This is a genomic window from Dactylococcopsis salina PCC 8305 (assembly GCF_000317615.1).
Classification (GTDB): Bacteria; Cyanobacteriota; Cyanobacteriia; order Cyanobacteriales; family Rubidibacteraceae; genus Halothece; species Halothece salina.
Map to the genome: position 1 here is coordinate 3,263,819 of NC_019780.1, position 15,016 is coordinate 3,278,834.

The following is a 15,016-nucleotide window of genomic DNA, read 5'->3' on the forward strand; positions in this document are numbered from 1 at the left end:
CCTCATTTATGCTGTTGGTTGGGTGGAAGGAGGTGAAACCCAACATTAATCAGTTACTAATTTTCTTGATAGAGGATGAGGTTGAGGATATTTAATTCATTAGAGTTGAGAAAGTATTTATCTGTAAAGAGTTTAATTCGGGTTTCTTTTAGACTATAACTTCTAAATAAGAGAAAGGGAAAGAATTTGTATTGATCACCGATGGGAAGCAAATCACTAACTGGATAAAGTTGTCGCAAATAATGTTCTAAAATTTTACGAAAGGTTTGGTCTTCTGGTTCTTTTTCTTCACTATTAAAGTATTCTTTCATTATTTCATAACTGATTAAGTTAAACAGCGGAATTGCATAGTATTGATCGTTATATTGGCTTTCTTCTTCAAAGCGTTGGGTGATGTCGGTGTTATGATTGTCTCCTAATGTTTCTAGAAAGTCGATCGATGCTTTCACAGAGGAACGAAGATTGTCGGAATACTGAGGACTGTTATTAATGTCTTTGAGTTGAGTTAATAGCTGTTCTCGATCGAATCCTTGTTGGGATAATTGGATTGTATATTTCTCTTTTACCGTCCGATCGTCAACAGGAATGATTAAAAAACTTCCGTTGATATATCCAATTTCAAGAGTAGAAAAACCAAGTAACTGTTCAAGATTTTGATTAATATATTTTTCAAATTGATCGGTCAAGGATTCCACTAAATCTAAATAAGAAACTGGGGTTTGATTTTTAACATTACTGGAACTGACTAAAAGAATTTCGACACCATTTAAAAGTTCTTTCAGATGTTGAAAAACCTCTCCTAGTTCTTCATCATCGCGATGTTTACGGTTTTCATGTTTGAGTTGATTAATCAGTGTACTCATTTGACTGCTAAATGTTTGACCAGCAGAAAAAATAGATTTTCCTCCAATGGGAATGAGAAGAAGTTGGTTAGTTCCAATTGTCCCATATCCTCGGATACGAGTCATTATTGATGCTTTCAAAATTAGCAAGATGTTAAGGACATTAACTAAACTCCATTGAAGAGATAATTGTTTGAGTTTATCGGACTCGATCGAGGGATCATCACTGTAATAAAATGCGGATTCAGAGAGATAGAAAGTTAAGGTTTTATGTTCATGATCAAAGCTATTTCCTGTTTCATCTCTTCCTCGACCACGATAGATTACTTGGATAATTTCCATTAAGTTTTTCTCGATTTCAAAACGAGGAACATCAACTAAAATTTTTGTAGTTTTGGGAAAAGATAATCCTCGACTCGCAGACGCGGTCATAAAGATTACTTTCACTTGATTTTGATAGCGATGGATATTTTTCTTTTCTTCTTCGGAGATACTCGCATGAATTTCTAGGTAGTCTTGATATTTTTGAAAGCGCTGTTGTTTCAGTTGGATTCGATCGATTAATTCGGCTAAACGTGCTTTGTTTTGAATGTAAACAATAATTTGTTTGGTTTCGGGTTCATTGATTAAATCATAAATATGTTTGCTGATTTCTTCTTGAACTTTGTCATCAAGATCAGCTTTAGGTTTTAGAGAAAGATCGGTTTCAAATTTACTGGATTTGATGAAGAGTTTATAGTTAATCTCTAAACTACTAGCGGGATAGGAGTTAGTATTGATGACGACTGCTGGATTTTTTTTATAAGAGAAAGATTCGATCGATAACGGATTATTGGGAGGGGTTTTATCCCCCCTAACCCCCCTTTGAAAGGGGGGAATTTGTTGTTCCTCATTACTGGGAAAGGGGGGAATTTGTTGTTCCTCGTTACTGGGAAAGGGGGGAATTTGTTGTTCCTCATTACTGGGAAAGGGGGGAATTGATGCTTTACGGAAAAAGATTTTATTGGGTTCTGCGATCGTTTCGGAAAGATGCTGTTTAATAACATTTGAGTCCACAATTGACGCATCAGCGACGATTATTTTTAAGTTGAAGCCATAGTCATTTTTGAGTAAATGATACTTGTTCAAAATTTCATTAATTCGGTTGAGAAATTCCACTCCACTGTCATCCCCAGTGATTTCGTCAATCATAATCAAGATATGTTTAACTCGATTAGAAAGTTGTCGCATTTTACTGGGAATTACTTTCCCTTCTCGATCGTTGTACGCATTTTTAAATATCTTCTCAAAATGAGAAAGGGTATCTTTTCCGAGTTGAGTTTTCTTTAAGGATTGAATCGCTACAGTCGCAATGATGTTATTAGAGGTTTCACGATTGATTAAGGTATAAATCGCTTCGCAAATTGTCGCTAAAACGCCTCGATTATTTTTTCCTCGATTTTGAATTTGATCTTCTGATATCCTTTTAAATCCAGAGGAAGAAGGATAATAGTTTTGTTCTCGTTCAGTCTTTTGGTTGAGAAATTGTACTGTTTTCTGGGTGAAGTCTTCCTCGTATAAGTTGGAAAGATACTCAACGGTATAGTTTCCATTGTTGTTTTGAATAATCTCAGTATTGGTGTTAATGGTAAAGATTCTGTCGTCAGTGAGAAATCGGGTTGTGGGGTCAGTAAATTTGTCAATAATATCGAGGTTGACTTGTTTTCTCGGACTAACATAAAAGAAAAGAAACCCTTCTTCTAGTATTTCCTTATTTTGGAGAAATTGCGCGATCGCGGTGGTTTTTCCAATTCCTGGATTCCCTGTTAAAAAGATATACTTCGCTTCACTATTCAGTTGCTGTTTAATTAAGGTTGCGTGTGCTTGTCTTAGGTCTAAGCTAGAATTAGGATCGAGATTGAGATCGAGTTTTTTAGCTAAATCTGGGGAAATTGGATCAGCAAGATTCTGAAAGTCTGTAATCGTTTCTGTGTGGTTGACTTGGGTAAGTTTATCTTCTTCGATCGCAAAGAGTCGATCGATAAATGTTCTCCCATCATCAAAACTTTTCGCTGCGTTCCGTTTGATTAATTGTATGACTTTCTGACGATTATCTGAGAAAGATTCTGTTTTCGGTTCATTTTTATAGATGTGGGAACAGGTGGCTAAAATTTTGGTGTTTTCTCCTTTTAGGGTCATTGCGCTAAGGTTTCGATCGCTGTATCCTAAAATGTTGTATGTGATGTTTGTATCTTGGGTAATAATTCCTTGTTCTCGCAATAACTCTGAGAAACTATGAGTATAACTTGCTGCTTGAATTAATTTTATTGTTTCCTTATCTTTGGTTTTAAATGCGAGATAATAACGCTTGAAACTTTCCGATACATCGAGAGGAGTAGCTTGGGTATCTAAACCAAGATTAGAAAAGACACTTTTTGATTTTAAGTAACTGACTTCCTGTAATAAAATCTTTCGCAAAATTTCCATGCTATCCATATCCTCTAAATCTCGGATCGATCGAATCGAGAATATAGAATAATCAATACATAATACTCTCCACTCATCCTGACATCGCATTAAAACTAATGTGTCTGCGTTGAGAAACTCTCCCTTGTCGGAATACTTATTAATGTCAACACTGAGATCAGGAAACTGAGATAAAACATCTCGGTTAGCTTTTTCTTTTCCTTTCAAATGAGTTCCGATACTGTTATCATCACAGAAACAGCATTGGTAATACACAATCTCTAAATGTTTTTGCTTTTTGTTACTATTCCATCCCATAGCTTGGAGATATTCCGAAAAGAGATTTAAACCCGCAAAAAAACTCTTTTCTAGAAAAAACAAACTCCACTTTTTAATCATCTCTCGATGCTTTTCATTGATTACTTTTTCTTGATCTAATAACTGTCTCAACATCCGAGAAAAAGTCAATTGTTTTAAGTCATTGCGATATAAGTCTCCAAAGTTATGGGGAATTTTTTGCTGTTCAATATAAGTCAACATTCCCACATTAAAACCGACTTCAAATAAACGCCCTAAATCTTGTCCTAAATGTTCTTGTTTCATGGTTATTAGTGATTGGTCACTGGTGATCCGATTAAAAAGGAAAAACAACACGCTAAAATGATAGCAGACTAATCAAATAAATTAAGGAGATTAATTAATGAGACAAGTCATTATTTATCCTGGGGAAGATGGTTATTGGATTGCTCAATGTCCCAGTTTACCTCCTTGTATCAGTCAAGGGAAAACCAAAAAAGAAGCAATTGCTAATATTAAAGAAGCAATTGAACTTTATCTTGAAGTTCTTCAGGAAGAGGATCGTGAGATTCCTGAAGATCAGATTGAAACAGTTACCGTTAATATATGAGTAAATTACCTCAGATTTCGGGTAAAAAGTGTATCAAAACCTTGCAAAAGTTAGGTTTTTATATCAAACGTCAAAAGGGTAGTCATATTATTTTGCGAAGAGATAATCCTTGAATTATGTTGGGTTTCGTCACCTCCACCCAACCTACAGATTTGATTCTGGTTTAACATTTAAGGCTTTTTTGACTTCGGTTAAAAACGCAAGGGAATTAAATTTAACGTTTTCTCCGAGATGATCAAATACAGATAAAGCGCCAATACTTTCATCACCAATTAGGTTTTGATAAGGATCAAGTTTTAAGCTAATATTTTTTGGGGATTCATATCGAGAAAAATGAAACAGTGTCAAAAATTCTAAAATCTCATTCTTGAGAGGAGTGTCATCAATTAAGCCATTTCGGATGTCTTCATCATCCAAGATGTTCTCATAGATATCTAAGAGAGTCGCATAAGAAATGACTCCGTTGTAATAACGATCGTTCCCGACTTTGATTCCATTAAAGAGATTCAAAAAGACAATTGTTTTTTTGCTGGGGTCTTCGGTTAAACTGCTTAATTGGGATGTATCTTGAATATAGAGGGAACTCTTCGCTTGATCTCGATCGAGGTTCAAGGCGTAGTATTGATCGAAAAATATCGGATAGATTTTAATATCTTCTTTGTCTCCTTTTAAAGAACGAATTACTGCTTTTGACATGAAAAATCGTTCTTCGTCTTCTTCGGTTTGAGTCAGTTTTAAGGTACTCGAATATGGAGATTTGGCGAGGTAAAGAAAATGTCGAAACCCTTGTTCATAAAGATCATTGACTCGATCGATCACCACAGAAGGAGAACTATAAATTTGTTGATTTCCATAGTTATCAGAAAATGTTCCACTACTATAAATCCGAATACTCTGATCAGCTTGACGTTGAAACGCGATCGATTCTCCCACTAAATTCGAGATTCTGTAGTTAATACTTTGATCTCTCGCGCGATCGCTTTCACGACTGGAGACAATAATTAATGCGAGTTTATCCAATTGATAATCTGAACGAGGATTAGTAAAGGTAAACTTTTTCGGAAGAATAGAATACAAGGAAGCTAAACCATTACCAACACGATACATATTGATATTTTTGACGCGAAATCCTTGCGTATGACAGCGATGTTTTTCGTTTAATAAATGGGAAACTGAGGAAAACACTGATTTGAGAAACTTTTCTTCTGGATAGGGGTTTTGACGACTCCCTAAATGGAAGCGAATCACAGGAACAAAGAAAGGTTTTGCTGCTAAATCAAGTAAGATTTTTAAGGTGACATAAACCAGTAAGGAAAATGTCACTTTATAGAAATAACGTTTTGAGATTGATGTTTCTTCTAGGGTTGCTTGTTTTAACTGTTTAACATCATAGGAGAAGATTAAACCCTGAAATTTTTGAGATTGATTTAGCCCTGTATGATACGCCTCTAGACAGTTTTTTTCTTTGGGAGTTAAGAGAATGGGAAGCGTCGGAACTTTTCCAAAATGATATTTCATCTCAAACTGTTCCTCTATTCCTGTGGGAAAATAGCACACTTCACTGATGTTAATATTTACAGCGAGTGTGGAAAGCGAATTATTTCCAGCGTTGGGATTCGTAATAGAAATATATTTTAATGCTGACTTGCGATTCTCCTGTAAGGTATGAAAAAAACTGTTATTATTGTTGATGCTTTCATAGTCTCTTTGTAGGATTCCTTGTTTGACATTCAAATGGCGAGGATAGTTTCGCGCTGGTAAGTTATGCTTCCGTTGAATGAAGGTTTTTAAGAGGTTTTCTAGTTTGCTGATTTTGTGATTAGCTTGATATTGTTCTAACCCTCTTTTAATTCCCTTCAATATTTTATATTTTGCTGGTTGATCATCTCCTTGAAGAATCGGTAAAACTTTTTCTTCAAAGTTAGCGATCGGATCATACTCTAGTTCAACTTTGGGATCAATATTACTGTCAGAAAGATCATTTCCCGCAAAAACAAAGTAGTACAAGAACGCAACTTTTAAGACTTTCTCCACAAAATATTCTTTCTTAGAAGCCTTCTCGAATTCTTCTTTATATTTGTTGCTATCTGGATTAAGAAAATCTAGGTAATAAGGAAAAACCTCTTTTCCTCCATTATTATTCACTGAACCGTTTAGTTTTAATTTTAGTCCAAAGATGAATTGCTGTTTATCATTTTTCTCGTCTTCTGTTTCGCCAATACAACCTTCAATGATCGACCAAATTGGTAGCATATCAAACGCATCAGCGCGGGAAAATAAGTCTCTATATTTAACTGTAATCCCTTCATAATTTACTTCATAGTGACCATCTTCTTTTTCTTCATCGTTGATATACGCTTCCATCAATCTTAATCGTCGGATTAAGTCTTCTAGATAGATCAAATCTTGATGTTCACCAATTTGTTCTTTGAGATATTCTAAATAAATAACTTTTGCTTCTCTTTGTAGTTTCCCTAATGCTTCTTGATCTAATAATTCTTCTAGTCGATCGAGGTCAGAGGTTTGATAAGTTTCTAGGTCTTCTAATATGTCTAACAGGTCTCTTTGTTCTTCTTCTTCTGAAAACTGAAATTTGATATAGTTTTCTAAACTCCTTTTCAGTTGTTCTCGAAATTGATGTCCGTCTTCAACGGTAATTTTAAGTTTATGAAATTTTAATTGGGGACGAGTTGAGTTTCCCTGTTGAAAGCTGAGTTCTGTTTTTTGTAATTCTGATATTTTTTTGTCAAATGGATAATTTAAGGTAATAGTTTGATTAATTGTTCCTGTTAAGTTTTTTAATTCTGTTGTCAGAGAATTAACCCATGTTTCTAATGTCAACTCCTGATCTTGTTCTGAAATCGCACGACTTAAATAAGGAGTTAACTGTTCTCGAATCTGTTGGATTTTTTCGGCAAATTTTTCTCTCGATTCCCCGCTAAAATTAACGGTTGCGACTTTCGCTGCTTTGGTTTTATTTCCGAGAGGATTATCGATCGAAGCGGAAGCAACTAATTGCGCGATCGAATGGAGTTCAATCATTAACCGTTTCCCCTCACCTACTAACTTAAAAGGATTCTCAGGGTTTTGATTGTGTAAAACTGTTATAATTTTATCTAATAAATCTGTATAATCAACCGCAACTAATCCTTGCTTATCAGTTCTAATTTCGTTAGCCATATTAACCTCCTTGATCTCGAATAAAATGCAACCTTCATTAATTGTAATTTGTGGTGCGACCGCGACGGGAAAATCTCGTTTAGCCATGACACTCGCACAACACTTAAATACAGTTATTCTCAGCGCTGATTCTCGTCAAGTGTATCGAGAATTTGATATTGGAACCGCTAAACCCACCTGGGAAGAACAAGCATTAATTCCTCATTATTTAATTGATATTTGTGATCCAACGGAAACTTTAACCGTCGCTGAATATCAAGAAAAAGCGAATCATTTAATCTCGTCTCTTCCTCATTCTCCTCCCTTGTTAGTGGGAGGAACTGGACTTTATATTAAAGCCATTACGAGAGGGTTAAAAATCCCGCGAGTGTCTCCTCATCCTCAGCTTCGATCGAGCTTAAAACGTCTCGGTCAATTACAACTTTATGCGCTTTTACAACAAGTTGACCCTAACTCCGCAACAAAAATTCATCCCAATGATCAAGTACGAACCTTACGCGCGTTAGAAGTTTTTTATATTACAGGAAAACCAATCAGTGAACAACAAGGAGAAAATCCTCCCTCATATCCCATTTTACAAGTTGGTTTAGATTGTTCTCCCGAAGTGCTAACAGAAAGAATTCAATATCGAACGGAACAAATGTTAGCTTTAGGATTCGTGGAAGAGGTGAAAGGATTAATTAAAAAATATGGTTGGTCACTTCCGTTATTAGATACACTAGGATATCAAGAAATTAAAGACTACTTAGCAGGAGAAACCGATTTAAAAACAGCGAAAGAATTAATGGTGATCCATACTCGTCAGTTTGCGAAAAGACAACGCACTTGGTTTAAAGGTCAATCAGAAATAAAATGGTTTGATAGCGAACAATCTGACTTATGGGAAGCTGTGTCTAAAATGATTAATATTGAAATAGAACGTTTCCAGAAATAGCCAATAACGAATAGCGAATAATAAATGTTACAACATCCCATTCCACCTCCCACCCATGATACCCAATACCGCGCGATCGGGTTAGTATGGGGAAAATACCAGCCGCAAGATCAATTTACTCGCGGGGAAATGATCCTTTCCGAAACTGAAAATTTAGAAACGGTTCTTCTCGGACGAGTGATGAATGTGGTCAAAAAACATATTGATCTAGAAGTTCCTCATCTCTGGGTAGTGTATCCCCGTACCCGACAAAAACAAGATTATTTACACCTACAAATTGTCGGGGTTTGGGAACCCGATACCTTAAAAGAATCTAGCCAACGCGCGGAACAATTAGAAACAGAAGCCGTTTCTGAAGTGAAAGCGGAAGCGGGATATTTTTCCATTCGAGGAGAGGTGGTTTTCTACTCGGAATCTGAACAGAAAATTGTGGTTAAAATTAAGCGCTTTAGTCAAGGAAAAGCGAGATTTTTTAAGTTAAGATTAGTGGGAGTTCTCCCTGATGAAAAAGATAATTTAGGATGGTTTTGGGAGCTTGACGCACAACTGAAGGGAGAAGAATTAGTGGTGACAAAAGGGCGAAAAATTACTCCGATGCGTGAGCAACGTCAACCGAACCGCGCTCCCAAGAAAATCATTTCTTCTCCTCAGAAAAAAGCAACTTCTTCCTCGGAAAAGAAACCTAAACCCATCCTCCGTCGGACAAAAAAACGATCGCCCTCTAATCCAGAGGAAGAAAACTAAGCAATTCCTAAAATTTTTCGGAATTGAATCGGCGCAAAAAAGGCGTAACAATTAATACTGAAACAAGTAAAACCTAATGATAGGAGAATATAAGTCGGTGTCATCACCACTCCTACCATTAACCAGGTCAAAACATGAAAAAACATTAAGCAAGCTGAAACTAGACCCAAGGTAGCATTCCAACGGAGATTAACGGTAGAAAATTGGCGCACCAACAATAATAAAGTGATGGAAGTAAACAAAAGATTAGTGGGAATTAGGAATCCACAGATAGTGACACAGTATTGGCGAGAAAATTCAAATAAGTGTAACAAAGTCGTGACTATCCTCCTCTAAGAAGTGAATTAAGACCATGATAAACCCTAAGCATAAGTGCTGAGTTGAAACTGTTAAATCTCGTTACATTGACAAGGAATAATTAATCATTAACAATTAAGAATTAAAGAATCTGTAACCAAGAAAATGACTGCTGAAACGGAAATCAAGACCTTAGCTGACTTAGAATTTATTCCCTATCTCGATGATGAAGGAAAAATTAATCCCGAATTGGAAAAGAAAATCGGAGTTTACGCAATTTTTGACTCCGAGAAAACCCTGAAATTAGTCTCTTACTCCCGCGATATTTACACCAGTTTGAAACAGCATCTCGTTCGTCAACCAAATCGTTGTTATTGGCTCAAAATCCAAACCATCGATCGTCCTAGTCGAAGCATTCTAGCAGAGATTCAACAATCATGGCTAGAGGAAAATGGAACAATACCAGTGGGAAATAGTCATCAAAAAACAGCTTGGAATGATGCAATTGATGCCACACCAACCATGACTGATGCGGAAAAACAAGCGTATGATCAAGGTGATCCATTGAGTCAAACGAAGCTCTTAAAAAATATAGCGCGACGAGTTGAAGCGGAAATCAAGGAAACTCTCAGCGCGAGAGGGGTAACAATGGAAATTCGGTTTAATCCGAAATTGAAAGAACAGGGGCGGCTAGACTTAAAATAGTAGTGAGTAGCTGGGTTTGTGAGGAGTTTACTGTGGGAAGGGCTGTTGTTGTTTTAAATAATCGGTATCGGGTGACGAGAGAACTTGGTCAAGGGGGGTTTGGTCGCACCTTTTTGGCGGTGGATACGCATCTTCCCTCTGAGCGCTATTGTGTGATTAAACAACTCTATCCCATTGTTTCTAAACCGAAACAGTATCAATGGGTGAGAGAGCGTTTTCAACGGGAAGCAGCGATTTTAGAAGCATTGAGTCAAGGAAATAGCCAAATCCCCCAACTTTATGCTTATTTTGCGGAAGCGGAAACCTTCTATCTGGTTCAAGAATATATTGAGGGGATGACACTGACGCAAAAAGTCGAACAAGATGGGGTGTTGTCGGAAGCGGAAGTGACCAAAATTTTAGTGAGCTTACTCCGAGTTTTAGATTATGTTCATGGTCAACGCATTATTCACCGCGATGTGAAACCCGATAATATCATTTTGCGGAAAGGAGATGGTCAACCCGTATTAATTGATTTTGGAGTGGTGAAAGAGGCTTTAGAAACGATGATGGATTCCGATCGCACCCATTCCATCGCCATCGGAACCCCTGGCTATATGCCTTCAGAACAAGCCGCTGGACGACCTACCTATTCTAGCGATTTATATAGTTTGGGACTCACCGCCGTGTTTTTACTCAGTGGTAAAGCACCTCACACTTTAGAGTTCGATCAGCGCACAGGGGAACTGTTATGGCGAAAAGTCGTTCCTAACTTACACAGTCAGTTAGGAAGTGTTATCGATCGCGCGGTTCGGTTTCATCCCCGCGATCGCTTTGAAAGCGCCCAAGAAATGTTAGCCGCTCTCACCAGTGATCATTCCGTTGAAATGCCACAATGGACTCCTGAAAATACTCGTTTTCAAGGGAGAGAAACCGATGATGATAGTCAAACTGTGGCGGCGGTTTCTCCTTCTCCCCCTGAGAAGAAAGGGAATGGTTTACTAATTGGGAGCGCGATCGTCTTGGGAGTGATTCTCAGCGCGGGTATAGTGGGATACGGCATCGTAGAAGTATTACAAACGTTGCGTGATGCTAATAACAGCGAGAGGGTGGTGACAGAACCCAGTGAACCGCAAGCAACCCCTCCCCAAGAAGAGAAAAACACCGAAACTCCTCCCCCGAAACCTGAACCTAAACCTGAACCCGAACCCGAACCTAAACCTGAACCTGAACCCGAACCTAAATCAGAATTAGATATTGAAATCAACACCCCGACTGTCGTTGTTCCTACCATCGAAATCGAACCAGATTCTCCCCCAGAAAAATCGATCGCAGATGTTCCTGTTTTCGGTACAGGAGTCAGTAAAGCGCAGGTAATCGGAACATTAGGAGAACCCACTAGCACCCGTCGCGGCTATTGGGAAAATACCCAATCGGTTTTGTATAAAGATTATGTTTCAGGGAAACTCGATTTAGGTTATTTGTTCGATCGAGACACGGGAAACTTAAGACAAACTGAGGCTTCCTTTGCTGCTTTCGTGGAATTTAATCTCATGGAAAACACCTTAAACGAAATGCTCCAAGGTCAACTTAACCCCACCATCCGAAACGCACTAGAACAAGTGTATCGCAAAGAAACAGATTTACGTTCTTTTTCGATCGGAAATTGGGATGGAGTGATTCAACGGAAACAAGGGGGAAGAATTTATATTGGCGTTTGGGAAGAGGATTTACATTAAAATACAGATTGCTAAGACTTAATCAGCCAAAAAATCAAGGAAATGGACAAACACCGAAGCCAACAGTTTACTCGCAATTGATCAGGAAATCGGAAAACATAACCTTTCACCCGCTGAGTATGAAATTGTCCGTCGCGTGATCTATGAAACCGCCGATTTTGATTACCGTTCTCACTTAAAATTCTCCGATCGCGCTCTCAAAGTCGGCGCAGGTGCGTTAGCCGCTCGTAGTACAATTTGGGAAACTGAAACCTTTACCCAATGAGGCTTTAAGGCTCTTAACCCCTCAAAAAAGTGCAAGGGAGACAAGGGAGACAAGGGAGACAAGGGAGACAAGGGAGACAAGGGAGACAAGGGAGACAAGGGAGACAAGGGAGCGATTTTTCTTCCCCATCTTCCCCATCTTCCCCATCTCCCCCATCTCCCCCATCTTCCCCATCTCCCCCATCTCCCCCATCTTCCCCATCTTCCCCCTATTACCGAATGTAATTACTTTAATATTATTTGCCATCCTTTTATTAGTAGTAGGGTGGGCAAGGCAACCCCTACAAGATGTAACTCTTTCCTCGCTTTTCGTGCGCGATGGGCGATCGACCTTGGCTTCGTTACATCGAGGCTTAAAATCAATTACGATTCTTGGGGAATTTCTTCTTTCTGATTACGGTTTAAGAAGTTTAAAACCAATCCCACTGGACCCCGTTGTTTCCAGTGTAATCTTCCTTTACTGCTATCTCCTACCGATTGGGTGATCCGATCGAGAACAATTGCTAATAAAACAATACCGACACCACCGACAGCCGCTAATCCCACATCTAAGCGTCCAATTCCTCGGTTAACCATTTGTCCTAATCCCTCTACGGCAATCAGAGAAGCGATGACCACCATTGACAACGCTAACATTAAGGACTGGTTCACCCCAGCGAGAATCGTCGGCATAGCGAGGGGAATTTGTGCTTGTAAGAGAACCTGTTGCGGCGTTGCACCAAAAGCCCTTGAAGCCTCAACCACATCTTCGGGAACACCCCGAATGCCAATGTTGGTTAAACGAATTAACGGCGGTACAGCAAACACAAAGGTGACAATCACCCCTGGCACTTCTCCCGTTCCAAATAGCATCACCACAGGCACTAAATAAACAAATGCGGGGAGAGTTTGCATCGTGTCTAAAATGGGACGAATTAAACTGGCAAATCGATCGCTGCGGGCGGCAATAATGCCTAAAGGAAGACCAATAATTACACAGAAGAAAACGGCAGTTACAACCAAAGCAAGAGTAATCATCGATTCTTGCCACGCTCCAATTAAGCCGACCACCGTCATGGCAACTACGCTCAAAATTGCAATGTTGCGGCTGGCAATCTGCCAAGCTAAAGCCAGAAGTGCGACTAAAAAGATAATCGGATTGATGGAGAGGAAAAAGGATTGAATCCCTCTGAGTACGATTCCCACAGGTTTACCGATCCAGTCATTAAAGATAAAACGAAAGTTATCCACCACAAAGTTAATGATGGTTTCGATTTGATCTCCCAGGGGCCAAATTGTCTCTTGAAAGGGGTCAAACATAATCAATATTCCGTAATTAACAGTTAGCTTTTCGATCGACCATTCCCCCCAGCATTGGGGGTCAGGGGGCAACTCCCCCAGCATTGGGGGTCAGGGGGCAATTCCCCCAGCATTGGGGGTCAGGGGGCAATCCCCAGCATTGGGGGTCAGGGGGCAATCCCCCAGCATTGGGGGTCAGGGGGCAATCCCCCAGCATTGGGGGTCAGGGGGCAATCCCCCAGCATTGGGGGTCAGGGGGCAATTAAGCCGCTACTTCTTCGGGTTGGCTTTCTACAGTATCCCCATCCACCTCTTTCAAGCGTCCGATGCTGGCGAGAATGTCTGAGTGTTCCACCACTCCTTTAAACTCTCCTTGATCATCAATAATCGCCAGGGGAAGTTCTTGTTGACAGAGATGGGCGACCTCTTCAATGGTGGTACTAGCCTGGACTTTGGGAAAGTCAGCTTCCATCACCTCTTTAATATCTTCGATTCCCCTTTCTAACGCACGAGTTAAAGCCTCTGTCGTCACCACACCAATGGGAGAATTGCCTCGATCGACCACATACATTTCCTCTCGTTGATGTCGTTGCATTTGTTCTAATGCCGAACGCACCGAACCATGTCCAAGAATAAAGGGTATGGTTTTCCGTGTAATTGACCCCGTTTTCAACACTTGAGCGCGGTTGACATCCATCATAAAGTCACGGATGTAGTTATCTGTGGGATTTGTCACCAATTCTTCCGGAGTGCCAACTTGCACAAAATAACCATCCTTCATCACCGCCACTCGATCGCCAATTTTCAGCGCCTCATGGATATCATGGGAAATAAACACAACGGTTTTGTGTAACTCATCTTGTAAGCGCATCAATTCCGCCTGCATATCCCTTCTAATTAGCGGATCAAGCGCACCAAACGCTTCATCCATCAATAAAATATCGGGATCAGTGGCTAACGCACGAGCTAACCCGACTCGTTGCTGCATTCCCCCGCTTAATTCCGAGGGATAACGGTTCGCCCATTTGTGTAAACCGACAATTTCGAGGGTTTCTAATGCCTTGTGACGACCTTTTTTATGATCGACCCCTCTCACTTTCAAACCATATTCCGTGTTTTCAGCAACAGTGAGGTGAGGAAACAGGGCAAATTTCTGGAACACCATCGCCATTTTCGTCCGTCGGACTTCTCGCAATCTCTCTAAGTCAACATGGGCGACATCTTCATCATCGACAATCACTTGACCACTGGTCGGTTCAATCAGACGATTTAAACAGCGAATCAGGGTAGATTTTCCCGACCCAGATAAACCCATGATCACAAAAAGTTCTCCCTGTTTGATCTCAAAGGAAACCCCACCCACACCGACAACATTACCAGTTTTTTCAAAGATTGAATCCCGATCATGCCCTTCTCGCAGTAATTTTAAGCCCTCACGAGGACTATTTCCAAATATTTTGACCAGACTCTCTACTTTGATTTTAGTTTGAGCGGTGTTTTCTTTTTTTTCCATATCTATATTCTGGTTAGTATTCATTTTTAGCCTTGACCGACGCTTGCGGTCAGTTATACAATCTCCAACAAGGCAAATTTTCTAGTTTTTGCGCTTGTAATTTGATTACTTCTGTCGGGTAGGTTAGGGAGATTACTCTCCCCTTCCCCCCTCAGAACCGTGCGTGCGACTTTTACCGCACACGGCTCA

The 15,016-nt window shown here is 39.5% G+C and carries 12 protein-coding genes and 2 pseudogenes; 7 read left to right on the forward strand and 7 right to left on the reverse strand.

What is annotated here, in order from left to right; genetic code table 11:
- Positions 1 to 56: 56 nt before the first annotated feature.
- Positions 57 to 3,890 (reverse strand): helicase-related protein, encoded by a 3,834-nt coding sequence (locus DACSA_RS15620; RefSeq protein WP_015230676.1) that lies wholly within the window; start codon positions 3,888 to 3,890, stop codon positions 57 to 59.
- A 97-nt stretch (positions 3,891 to 3,987) separates the two neighbouring features.
- On the opposite strand from DACSA_RS15620, the gene DACSA_RS15625 reads away from it, so the two are divergent.
- Complete coding sequence (locus DACSA_RS15625) at positions 3,988 to 4,194, forward strand: type II toxin-antitoxin system HicB family antitoxin (protein WP_015230677.1); 207 nt, start codon at positions 3,988 to 3,990, stop codon at positions 4,192 to 4,194.
- Positions 4,191 to 4,304 (forward strand): annotated as a pseudogene (locus DACSA_RS22915) (type II toxin-antitoxin system HicA family toxin); the annotation flags it as partial. The gene DACSA_RS15625 and the pseudogene DACSA_RS22915, both read left to right, overlap by 4 nt.
- Before the next feature lie 34 nt (positions 4,305 to 4,338).
- Here DACSA_RS22915 and DACSA_RS15630 read toward each other — a convergent pair.
- Positions 4,339 to 7,374 (reverse strand): hypothetical protein, encoded by a 3,036-nt coding sequence (locus DACSA_RS15630; protein ID WP_015230679.1) that lies wholly within the window; start codon positions 7,372 to 7,374, stop codon positions 4,339 to 4,341.
- Positions 7,375 to 7,399: 25 nt separating this feature from the next.
- Here DACSA_RS15630 and miaA point away from each other — a divergent pair, with 25 nt between their 5' ends.
- On the forward strand, positions 7,400 to 8,308 hold the full coding sequence (miaA, locus tag DACSA_RS15635; protein WP_015230680.1) for a tRNA (adenosine(37)-N6)-dimethylallyltransferase MiaA: 909 nt from the start codon (positions 7,400 to 7,402) through the stop codon (positions 8,306 to 8,308).
- Positions 8,309 to 8,332: 24 nt separating this feature from the next.
- On the forward strand, positions 8,333 to 9,052 hold the full coding sequence (locus DACSA_RS15640) for a hypothetical protein (protein WP_015230681.1): 720 nt from the start codon (positions 8,333 to 8,335) through the stop codon (positions 9,050 to 9,052).
- On the opposite strand, the gene DACSA_RS15645 is transcribed toward DACSA_RS15640, so the two are convergent.
- Positions 9,049 to 9,366 carry a hypothetical protein gene (locus tag DACSA_RS15645; RefSeq protein WP_015230682.1) on the reverse strand — a complete coding sequence of 106 codons (318 nt, stop codon included), beginning with the start codon at positions 9,364 to 9,366 and terminating at the stop codon, positions 9,049 to 9,051. The genes DACSA_RS15640 and DACSA_RS15645 overlap by 4 nt on opposite strands.
- 148 nt (positions 9,367 to 9,514) lie before the next feature.
- On the opposite strand from DACSA_RS15645, the gene DACSA_RS15650 reads away from it, so the two are divergent.
- The 3 genes and pseudogenes from DACSA_RS15650 to DACSA_RS19385 form a co-directional block, all read left to right on the forward strand.
- The gene (locus DACSA_RS15650; protein ID WP_015230683.1) at positions 9,515 to 10,054 is read left to right on the forward strand and encodes a GIY-YIG nuclease family protein; all 540 of its coding nucleotides are present in this window, start codon (positions 9,515 to 9,517) and stop codon (positions 10,052 to 10,054) included.
- A 2-nt stretch (positions 10,055 to 10,056) separates the two neighbouring features.
- Positions 10,057 to 11,772: a serine/threonine-protein kinase gene (locus tag DACSA_RS15655; protein WP_198007584.1), complete on the forward strand. Its 1,716-nt coding sequence runs from the start codon at positions 10,057 to 10,059 to the stop codon at positions 11,770 to 11,772.
- A 76-nt stretch (positions 11,773 to 11,848) separates the two neighbouring features.
- Positions 11,849 to 12,010: pseudogene (locus DACSA_RS19385) on the forward strand (precorrin-8X methylmutase); the annotation flags it as partial.
- On the opposite strand, the gene DACSA_RS23140 reads toward DACSA_RS19385, so the two are convergent.
- The 4 genes from DACSA_RS23140 to DACSA_RS15670 all read right to left on the reverse strand — a co-directional run bounded on the left by DACSA_RS23140 (position 11,944) and on the right by DACSA_RS15670 (position 14,827).
- Positions 11,944 to 12,144 (reverse strand): hypothetical protein, encoded by a 201-nt coding sequence (locus DACSA_RS23140; RefSeq protein ID WP_198007585.1) that lies wholly within the window; start codon positions 12,142 to 12,144, stop codon positions 11,944 to 11,946. The pseudogene DACSA_RS19385 and the gene DACSA_RS23140 overlap by 67 nt on opposite strands.
- On the reverse strand, positions 12,059 to 12,238 hold the full coding sequence (locus tag DACSA_RS22295; protein ID WP_232225107.1) for a hypothetical protein: 180 nt from the start codon (positions 12,236 to 12,238) through the stop codon (positions 12,059 to 12,061). Before DACSA_RS22295 ends, DACSA_RS23140 begins: the two co-directional genes overlap by 86 nt.
- A gap of 161 nt (positions 12,239 to 12,399) precedes the next feature.
- Positions 12,400 to 13,335, reverse strand: a complete 936-nt coding sequence (locus DACSA_RS15665) for an ABC transporter permease (protein ID WP_015230685.1) — start codon at positions 13,333 to 13,335, stop codon at positions 12,400 to 12,402.
- A 241-nt stretch (positions 13,336 to 13,576) separates the two neighbouring features.
- Positions 13,577 to 14,827 carry a quaternary amine ABC transporter ATP-binding protein gene (locus DACSA_RS15670; protein WP_198007586.1) on the reverse strand — a complete coding sequence of 417 codons (1,251 nt, stop codon included), beginning with the start codon at positions 14,825 to 14,827 and terminating at the stop codon, positions 13,577 to 13,579.
- Between the last annotated feature and the right edge of the window lie 189 nt (positions 14,828 to 15,016).

Coding starts and splice junctions, on each gene's coding strand:
- DACSA_RS15620 (WP_015230676.1), bottom strand. CDS start 3,890: ATGAAACAAGAACATTTAGGACAAGATTTAGGGCGTTTATTTGAAGTC.
- DACSA_RS15625 (WP_015230677.1), top strand. CDS start 3,988: ATGAGACAAGTCATTATTTATCCTGGGGAAGATGGTTATTGGATTGCT.
- DACSA_RS15630 (WP_015230679.1), bottom strand. CDS start 7,374: ATGGCTAACGAAATTAGAACTGATAAGCAAGGATTAGTTGCGGTTGAT.
- miaA (WP_015230680.1), top strand. CDS start 7,400: ATGCAACCTTCATTAATTGTAATTTGTGGTGCGACCGCGACGGGAAAA.
- DACSA_RS15640 (WP_015230681.1), top strand. CDS start 8,333: ATGTTACAACATCCCATTCCACCTCCCACCCATGATACCCAATACCGC.
- DACSA_RS15650 (WP_015230683.1), top strand. CDS start 9,515: ATGACTGCTGAAACGGAAATCAAGACCTTAGCTGACTTAGAATTTATT.
- DACSA_RS22295 (WP_232225107.1), bottom strand. CDS start 12,238: ATGGGGAAGATGGGGGAGATGGGGGAGATGGGGAAGATGGGGGAGATG.
- DACSA_RS15665 (WP_015230685.1), bottom strand. CDS start 13,335: ATGTTTGACCCCTTTCAAGAGACAATTTGGCCCCTGGGAGATCAAATC.
- DACSA_RS15670 (WP_198007586.1), bottom strand. CDS start 14,827: ATGGAAAAAAAAGAAAACACCGCTCAAACTAAAATCAAAGTAGAGAGT.